This window comes from Kitasatospora sp. NPDC054768, assembly GCF_053612025.1.
Genome location: NZ_JBSHBN010000246.1, coordinates 1 through 9,331 on the forward strand (window position 1 = coordinate 1; position 9,331 = coordinate 9,331).

At 76.6% G+C, this 9,331-nt stretch carries 1 protein-coding gene; it reads left to right on the plus strand.

Annotated elements, in window-relative coordinates; genetic code table 11:
• The coding region (locus ACWGKU_RS38920) for an SDR family NAD(P)-dependent oxidoreductase (protein WP_452191780.1) at positions 1–9,331 on the plus strand (9,331 nt) is incomplete at both ends.

Sequence of the window (9,331 nt, forward strand, 5' to 3'; positions counted from 1 at the left end):
GGCACGGCGTGCGGCACCTGCTGCTGCTCAGCCGGCGCGGCGCCGACGGCCCGGGCGCTGCCGAACTCGTCGCCGAGCTGCGGGACTTGGGGGCAGCGGCGACCGTCGCGGCCTGCGACGCCGCCGACCGCGAGGCGCTGGCCGCGGTGCTCACCGCGATCCCCGCCGAGCACCCGCTCACCGGCGTCATCCACACCGCCGGCGTGGTCGACGACGGCGTGGTCACCGCCCTCACCGCTGAACAGCTCGCCACCGTCCTGCGCCCCAAGGCGGACGCCGCGCTCCACCTCCACGAACTGACCGCCGACCGCGACCTCTCCCTGTTCGTGCTGTTCTCCTCCGTCGCCGCCGTGCTCGGCCCGCCCGGACAGGGCAACTACGCCGCCGCGAACGGCTTCCTGGACGCCCTCGCCGCCCAGCGGCGGGCCCGCGGCCTGGCCGGCGTCTCGCTGGCCTGGGGCCTGTGGGCCGAGTCCAGCGGCATCACCGGCCACCTCACCGGCGCCGACCTGGCCCGGGCGGCCTGGGTCGGCGCCCCGCTGACCACCGCCCAGGGCATGGCCCTGTTCGACGTCGCCCGCACCGTGCCCCGCGCCCACCTGGTCACCTCCAACCTCGACGTGACCGCGCTGCGCAACGACCCGGCCGGACCGCCGCCGGTGCTGCGCTCGCTGGCCGGCGCCGCGCTGCGCCGGGCCAGCGACGCCCCGACCGCCGCGAGCCTCACCCAGCGGCTCGCCGGGGTGCGGCCGGACGGCCGGCTCCCGCTGCTGGTCGACCTGGTCCGGGAACAGACCGCCCTGGTGCTCGGCCACGCCTCCCCGGACGCCGTCGCGGCCGGCCGCGCCTTCAAGGAGGCCGGCTTCGACTCGCTGACCTCGGTGGAACTGCGCAACCGGATGCAGGCCGCCACCGGCCTGCGGCTGCCCGCCACCCTGGTCTTCGACCACCCGAGCCCGGCCGCGCTCGCCGAGTACCTGCTCGGCGAACTGCTCGGCGGCCGTGACCTGCCCGCGCCCGTCCGGGCCGCCGCGACGGCCACCGACCAGGACCCGGTCGTGATCGTCGGGATGAGCTGCCGCCTGCCCGGCGGCGCCGACAGCCCGGAGCGGCTGTGGCGGCTGCTCGCCGAGGGCGGCGACGGCATGACCGACTTCCCCGCCGACCGCGGCTGGGAGGCCGAGGTCGCGGACGCGCCGTACGCGCTGCGCGGCGGCTTCCTCGCGGACGCCACCGGGTTCGACGCCACCCTGTTCGGGATCTCCCCGCGCGAGGCACTGGCGATGGACCCGCAGCAGCGGCTCTCGCTGGAGGCCGCCTGGGAGGCCTTCGAGGACGCCGGCATCGACCCGACCGCGGTGCGCGGCGAGCAGGTGGGCGTCTTCCTCGGCGCCGGCACGTCGTACTACGGGATCGGCACCGACCTCTCCACCACCGCCGAGGGGCACGTCCTCGCCGGCACCTCGAACAGCGTGATCTCCGGCCGGGTGTCGTACACCTTCGGCCTGGAGGGCCCCGCCCTCACGGTGGACACCGCCTGCTCCTCCTCGCTGGTGGCCCTGCACCTCGCGGCCCAGGCGCTGCGCGGCGGCGAGTGCGACCTGGCCCTGGCCGGCGGTGTCACGGTGCTGGCCGGACCCGAGATCTTCGCCGAGTTCAGCCGGCAGGGCGGCGTCGCCGCGGACGGCCGCTGCAAGCCGTTCTCCGCCGAGGCGGACGGCACCGGCTGGTCCGAGGGCGTGGGCGTGCTGGTGCTGGAGCGGCTCTCCGACGCGCGCCGCAACGGGCACCAGGTGCTCGCCGTGGTGCGCGGCAGCGCGCTCAACCAGGACGGCGCCTCCAACGGCCTCACCGCCCCCAACGGGCCCTCGCAGGAGCGGGTGATCCGCCAGGCGCTGGCCAACGCCGGGCTGACCGTCTCGGACGTGGACGCGGTGGAGGCGCACGGCACCGGCACCGCCCTCGGCGACCCGATCGAGGCCCAGGCGCTGCTGGCCACCTACGGCCGGGACCGCGACGGCGAGCCGCTCTGGCTCGGCTCGATCAAGTCCAACATCGGGCACACCCAGGCCGCCGCCGGCGTCGCCGGGGTGATCAAGATGGTGCAGGCGATGCGGCACGGGACGCTCCCGGCCACCCTGCACGTCGCCGCGCCGAGCGGTCACGTGGACTGGGCGGCGGGCGCCGTGGAACTGCTGGCCGAGGCGCGCCCCTGGCCGGCCGTGGACCGGCCGCGCCGCGCGGGCGTGTCCTCCTTCGGCATGAGCGGCACCAACGCCCACGTCATCCTGGAGGCCGCCCCGGTCGTCACCGAGACCGCCGCGGCCCCGGAGACCGGCTCCGGGGTCCTCCCGTGGTTCCTGTCGGCCCGCACCCGGGCCGGACTGGCGGCGCAGGCCGCGCGGCTGCGCGAGTTCGCGGCCGGACACGGCGAGCTCACCCCGGCGGAGATCGGCCGGGCACTGCTGTCCCGGGCCGACCTGGAGCACCGCGCGGTGCTGCTCGGCGCCGACCGGACCGACCTGCTGGACGGGCTGGCGGCACTCGCCGACGGCACGGCCCGGGCCGGGGTGGTCACCGGCGTCGCCGAGGAGCGCGACGGCCGTTCGGTGGCCTTCGTCTTCCCGGGCCAGGGCTCGCAGTGGGTCGGCATGGCGCGGGAACTCGCCGACTGGTCACCGGTGTTCGCGGCCCGGTTGGCCGCGTGCGAGGCGGCGCTGGCGCCGTACACCGACTGGTCGCTGACCGAGGTGCTGCGTTCGGGCGCGGACCTGTCCCGGGTGGACGTGGTCCAGCCGGTGCTGTGGGCGGTGATGGTGTCGCTGGCCGAGGTGTGGCGGGCGCACGGTGTGCAGCCCTCGGCGGTGATCGGTCACTCGCAGGGTGAGATCGCCGCCGCGGTGGTGGCCGGTGCGTTGTCCGTCGAGGACGGTGCCCGGGTGGTGGCGCTGCGCAGCCGGGCGCTGATCGAACTCGCCGGTGACGGCGGGATGGTGTCCGTCGCGGCGGGCAGCGCGGTGGTCGAGGAGCTGATCGGCTCGTTCGACGGCAGGATCTCGGTGGCCGCGTTCAACGGCCCGTCCTCGACGGTGGTGTCGGGCGAGCCCGGCGCGTTGGACGCGCTGCTGGTGCTCTGCGAGGAGAACGGGGTGCGGGCCCGCCGGATCCCGGTGGACTACGCCTCGCACTCCGCCCAGGTGGAGCGGGTGCGCGAACGGGTCCTGGCGGAGCTGGCCGGGATCAGCCCGACCACGTCCACGGTGCCGCTCTACTCGACGCTGACCGGTGAGCCGATCGACACCGCGCGGATGGACGCCGGGTACTGGTACGACAACCTGCGCTCCACCGTCCTGTTCGAGCAGGCCACCCGCGCCCTGCTCGCCGACGGCCGCTCGGTGTTCGTCGAGTGCAGCCCCCACCCCGTGGTCTCGGTCGCCCTCCAGGAGACCGCCGAGGACGCCGGCACCGCGCTCACCGCGGTCGGCACCCTGCGGCGCGACGACGGCGGCGCCGAGCGCTTCCTGACCGTCCTCGCCGAACTCTGGACGGCCGGCGTGCCGGTGGACGCCACCGGGGTGCTGCCGCCCGCCCGCCGCGTCGCCCTGCCCGGCTACGCCTTCCAGCGCGAGCACTACTGGCCCAAGCCCCTCGCGGCGCACGACGCCGCCGCCGTCGGCCAGGTGACGGCCGGCCACCCGCTGCTGCGGGCCGCCGTCCCGCTCGCCCACGACGGCGTCGTCCTGACCGGACGGCTGTCCACGACCGGCCACCCGTGGCTGGCCGACCACACCGTGCTCGGCCGCACCCTGGTGCCCGGCGCGGCCTTCGTGGAGATGGCCCTGCGGGCCGGCGAACAGGCCGGCAGCGCCCTGCTGCGGGAACTGGTGCTCCAGGCCCCGCTGGTGCTGACCGCGGCCGACGCGGTGGCCGTCCAGGTCGCCGTCGGCCCGGCGGACGGCGCGGGCGACCGCACCGTGGAGGTGTCCTCCCGGTCCGGCGAGGACGCGCCGTGGACCTGCCACGCCACCGGTCTGCTCGGTGCGCACGCGCCCGCCGCCGGCTTCGACCACGCCCAGTGGCCGCCCCTCGGCGCCCGGCCCGTCGACCTGGCCGGCTTCTACCAGGCGCTCACCGAAGCCGGTTACGGCTACGGCCCCGCCTTCCAGGGCCTGCGCGCCGCCTGGCGCGACGGCAGCACCGTCTACGCCGAGGTCGCCCTGCCCCAGGACGTCCAGGCCGACGGCTACGGCGTGCACCCCGCACTGCTGGACGCCGCCCTGCACGCCGCCGCCCTCGACGCCGAGGCCGGAACCAGGCTGCCCTTCGCCTGGACCGGCGTCTCGCTCCAGGCCGTCGGCGCCACCACGCTGCGGGTCGCCCTGACCCGCGGCCCCGGCGGAACCACCGTGCGGGCCGCCGACCCCACCGGCGCCCCCGTGTTCGCCGTCGACGCGCTGGCCGCCCGGGAGGTCACCCCCGAGGCCCTGGACGGCAGCGCCGCGCGCGGCGTCCACGACGCCCTGTTCGCCCTGGACTGGGTGCCCGCGACCGACCCGACCGCGACCCCCGACACCACCGGCTGGGCGGTGCTCGGCGCCGACGACGCCGGACTGCCGCGGGCCGTCCGCCACCCGGACCTCGCCGCGCTGACCGCCGCCCTCGACGCGGGCGCGCCCACCCCGGCCGTCGTCGTCCTGCCGGTCCCGTCCGGCGACGACGCACGGGCCGTGCTGGCCACCACCTCTGCCGTCCTCGGCCTGCTGCGCGACTGGCTCGCCGAGGAGCGGCTCGGCACCTCCCGGCTGGTGCTGCTCACCCGCGGCGCCGTCGGCGCGGACGCCGACCTCGCGGGGGCGGCCGTGCACGGCCTGGTCGCCTCGGCCCAGGCCGAGCACCCCGGCAGCTTCGTCCTGGTCGACCGCGACCCGGCCGGGGACGGCGGCCCCTGGCCGTCCGCCGTGGACACCGAGCCCCGCAGCGCGCTGCGCGACGGCGCCGTGCTGCTCCCGCGCCTGGTCCGCACCCCGGCCGCGGACACGCCCGCGCTGCCCGGGTCGGTACTGATCACCGGCGGCACCGGAACACTGGGCGGCCTGGTCGCCCGGCACCTGGCCGCCCGGCACGGGGTGCGCCGACTGGTGCTGCTCGGCCGGCGGGGCGCCGACGCCCCCGGCGCGGCCGAACTGGTCGACGAGCTGCGGGCACTGGGCGCCGACGCGACGGTCGTCGCCTGCGACGCCGCCGACCGCGACGCGCTCGCCGCCGTGCTGGCCGAACACCCGGTCACGGGCGTCGTCCACGCGGCCGGCGTGATCGACGACGGCACCGTCGGCTCGTACGACGACGCCCGGCTGGCCGGGGTGCTGCGGCCCAAGGTGGACGCGGCGCTCAACCTGCACGAGCTGACCGCCGACCGCGAACTCGGCCTGTTCGTCCTGTTCTCCTCCGCCGCCGGCACCTTCGGCCCGGAGGGCCAGGCGGCCTACGCGGCGGCGAACGCGGCCCTGGACGCGCTGGCCGCCCGCCGCGCCGCCGCGGGCCTCGCGGCGGTCTCGCTCGGCTGGGGCCTGTGGGCCGGCGCCAGCGGGATGACCGGCCACCTCTCCACCGAGCAGGTCGCCCGGGCCTCCCGCACCGCGGAGTCGCTCGGCGACGCCGACGGACTCGCCCTGTTCGACGCGGCCGTCGGCTCCGCACGCCCGCACCTGCTGCCGATCCGGCTGCGCTCGGCCGCCGGCCCGGACGGCGAGGTGCCGCCGCTGCTGCGCGCACTGGTCCGCCCGACCCCGCGGCGCGCCGCCGCCGCCGAGACCGCCACCGGCTCGCTCGCGCACCGGCTGACCGGGCTCACCGAGGCCGAGCAGACCCGGACGGTCGGGGAACTGCTCGCCACCGAGGTCGCCGCCGTCCTCGGCCACGCGAGCGCGGCCGCCGTCGAGCCCGGCCGGGCCTTCAAGGACCTCGGCTTCGACTCGCTGCTCGCGGTCCGGCTGCGCAACCGGCTCCAGGAGGTCACCGGGCTGCGGCTGCCCGCCACCCTGGTGTTCGACCACCCGACCCCGGCCGTGCTGGCCGAGTTCGTCCGCGCCGAGCTGCTCGGCCGGCGCCCGGCCGCCCCGGCCGCCACCGGGCCCTCCGCCACGACCGCCGCCCCGGACGAGCCGATCGCGATCGTCGGCATGAGCTGCCGCTACCCCGGCGGCGTCACCGACCCGGACCGGCTGTGGGAGCTGCTGGCCTCCGGCGGGGACGGCATCACCGCCTTCCCGACCGACCGCGGCTGGGACGTCGGCGCCGTGTACGCCGGCGAGAGCGCGGGCGCCGCGACCGTCTTCGAGGGCGGCTTCCTGCACGACGCCGCCCGGTTCGACGCCGGCCTGTTCGGGATCTCCCCGCGCGAGGCCCTGGCGATGGACCCGCAGCAGCGCCTGCTGCTGGAGGCCTCCTGGGAGGCCTTCGAGAGCGCCGGCCTGGACCCGACCGCGCTGCGCGGCAGCCGGACCGGTGTCTACGCCGGACTGATGTACCACGACTACGCGACCGGCGGCGGAGCCGTCCCCGACGAGGTCCAGGGCTTCCTCGGCACCGGCAACGCGGGCAGCGTCGCCTCCGGCCGGGTCTCCTACACCTTCGGTCTGGAGGGCCCGGCGGTCACCGTGGACACCGCGTGCTCCTCCTCCCTGGTGGCCATGCACCAGGCGGCCCAGGCGCTGCGCTCCGGTGACTGCGACCTGGCGCTGGCCGGCGGTGTCACCGTCCTCGCCACGCCCTCGGTGTTCACCGAGTTCAGCCGCCAGGGCGGGCTGGCCGCCGACGGGCGCTGCAAGGCCTTCTCGGCCGCCGCCGACGGCAGCGGCTGGTCGGAGGGCGTGGGCCTGCTGGTGCTGGAGCGGCTCTCCGACGCCCGGCGCAACGGGCACCGGGTGCTGGCGGTGGTGCGGGGCACCGCCGTCAACCAGGACGGTGCGTCGAACGGTCTGACGGCGCCGAACGGCCCGTCGCAGGAGCGGGTGATCCGGCAGGCGCTGGCCAACGCCGGGCTGTCGGCCGCCGAGGTGGACGCGGTGGAGGCGCACGGCACGGGCACCAAGCTGGGCGACCCGATCGAGGCCCAGGCGCTGCTGGCCACCTACGGTCAGGACCGGTTCACGGACCGGCCGCTGTGGCTGGGATCGATCAAGTCCAACATCGGGCACACCCAGGCCGCCGCCGGTGTGGCGGGTGTGATCAAGATGGTGCTGGCGATGCGGCACGGCGTCCTGCCGGCGACCCTGCACGTGGACGCGCCGTCCCCGCACGTGGACTGGTCGGCCGGTGCGGTGGAGCTGCTCACCGAGGCCCGGCCGTGGCCCGAGGCGGACCGGCCGCGTCGCGCGGGTATTTCCTCCTTCGGGATCAGCGGTACCAACGCCCATGTGATCCTCGAATCCGTGTCCGAGCCGCGCCCGGCGGAGCCCGCTGTTCCGGGCGCGGGCCCGGTGCCGTGGCTGCTGTCGGGCCGGACGCCGGTGGCGTTGGGTGCGCAGGCGGAGCGGCTGCGGGAGTTCGTGCTGGGGCGTCCGGAGGCGTCGGTGGCGGATGTGGCGTCCGCGTTGCTGTCGCGGGCGGGTCTGGAGCACCGTGCGGTGGTGCTGGGTGCGGACCGGGAGGCGTTGCTGGACGGCCTCGCGGTGCTCGGTGGCGAGGGTGTGGTCCGGGGCCGGGTCGTCCCGGGTGATGTGGTGTTCGTGTTCCCGGGCCAGGGTTCGCAGTGGGTGGGTATGGCGTGGGAACTCGCCGAGGCCTCACCGGTGTTCGCGGCGCGGTTGGCGCAGTGTGAGGCGGCGTTGGCGCCGTTCACGGACTGGTCGCTGACCGAGGTGCTGCGTTCGGGCGCGGAGTTGGACCGGGTGGACGTGGTCCAGCCGGTGCTGTGGGCGGTGATGGTGTCGCTGGCGGAGGTGTGGCGGGCGCACGGTGTGGAGCCGTCGGCGGTGATCGGTCACTCGCAGGGTGAGATCGCGGCGGCGGTGGTGGCTGGTGCGCTGTCCGTGGAGGACGGTGCCCGGGTGGTGGCGCTGCGCAGCCGGGCGCTGATCGAACTGGCCGGTGACGGCGGCATGGTGTCGCTTGCGGTCGGCCAGGAGACCGCCGAGGGGCTGATCGTCGGCTTCGACGGCCGGATCTCGGTGGCCGCGTACAACGGCCCGTCCTCGACGGTGGTGTCGGGCGAGCCGGACGCGCTGGACGAGCTGATGGCGCTCTGCGAGGAGAACGGGGTGCGGGCCCGCCGGATCCCGGTGGACTACGCCTCGCACTCCGCCCAGGTCGACCGGCTGCGCGGGCGCATCCTGGACGACCTGGCCGGGATCAGCCCGACCACGTCCACGGTGCCGCTCTACTCGACGCTGACCGGCACCCCGATCGACACGGCACGGATGGACGCCGGGTACTGGTTCGACAACCTGCGCTCCCCGGTGCGCTTCGAGGAGGCGACGCGGGCGCTGCTGGCCGGTGGCCGGGCGGTGTTCGTGGAGTGCAGCCCGCACCCGGTGCTGACGGTGGGTGTGCAGGAGACCGCCGACGCGGTCGAGGCCGAGGCGGCCGTGCTGGGCACGCTGCGGCGAGGCCAGGGCGGCCCCGAGCAGGTGCTGCTGGCGCTGGCGGAGGCCTGGACCGCGGGTGCGCCCGTCGACTTCACCGCGTTGCTGCCCGCCGGCCGCCCGGTCGAGCTGCCGACCTACGCCTTCCAGCGCGAGCACTACTGGCTGGAGGCGGCCGCCGTGGCGGCCGAGGGCGACCCGGCCGAGGCGCGGTTCTGGGACGCCGTCGAGCGCGGGGACCTGGCCGAGCTCTCGGAGTCCCTGGAGCTGGACGAGGACGGCGCGCTGCGCTCGCTGCTGCCGGTGCTGTCCTCGTGGCGGCAGCGGCGCCGGGTGGATTCGGTGGTGGACTCCTGGCGGTACCGGGTGACGTGGAAGCCGTTGGCGGGTTCGGCGGAGGGGCGGCTGTCGGGCCGTTGGCTGCTGGTGACGGGTGCGGGTGCGTCGGTGGAGGGCGTGGAGAGCGCGCTGCTGGCCGCCGGTGCGGAGGTCGTTCCGCTGGCCGTCGACGGCGCGGGTCGGGAGGAACTGGCCGCGCGGATCGGTGAGTTGAACGCCGGGGGCGAGTTCGCGGGAGTGGTCTCGCTGCTCGCCGTCGAGGAGCCGCAGGACGAGGGCACCCCGGTGTCGACCGGTGTGCCGGCCACACTGGCGCTGCTGCACGCCCTCGCCGATTCCGGCGTCCGCGCCAAGCTGTGGTCGGTGACGTCCGGTGCGGTGTCGGTGGGTCGGGCGGACCGGTTGGTGAG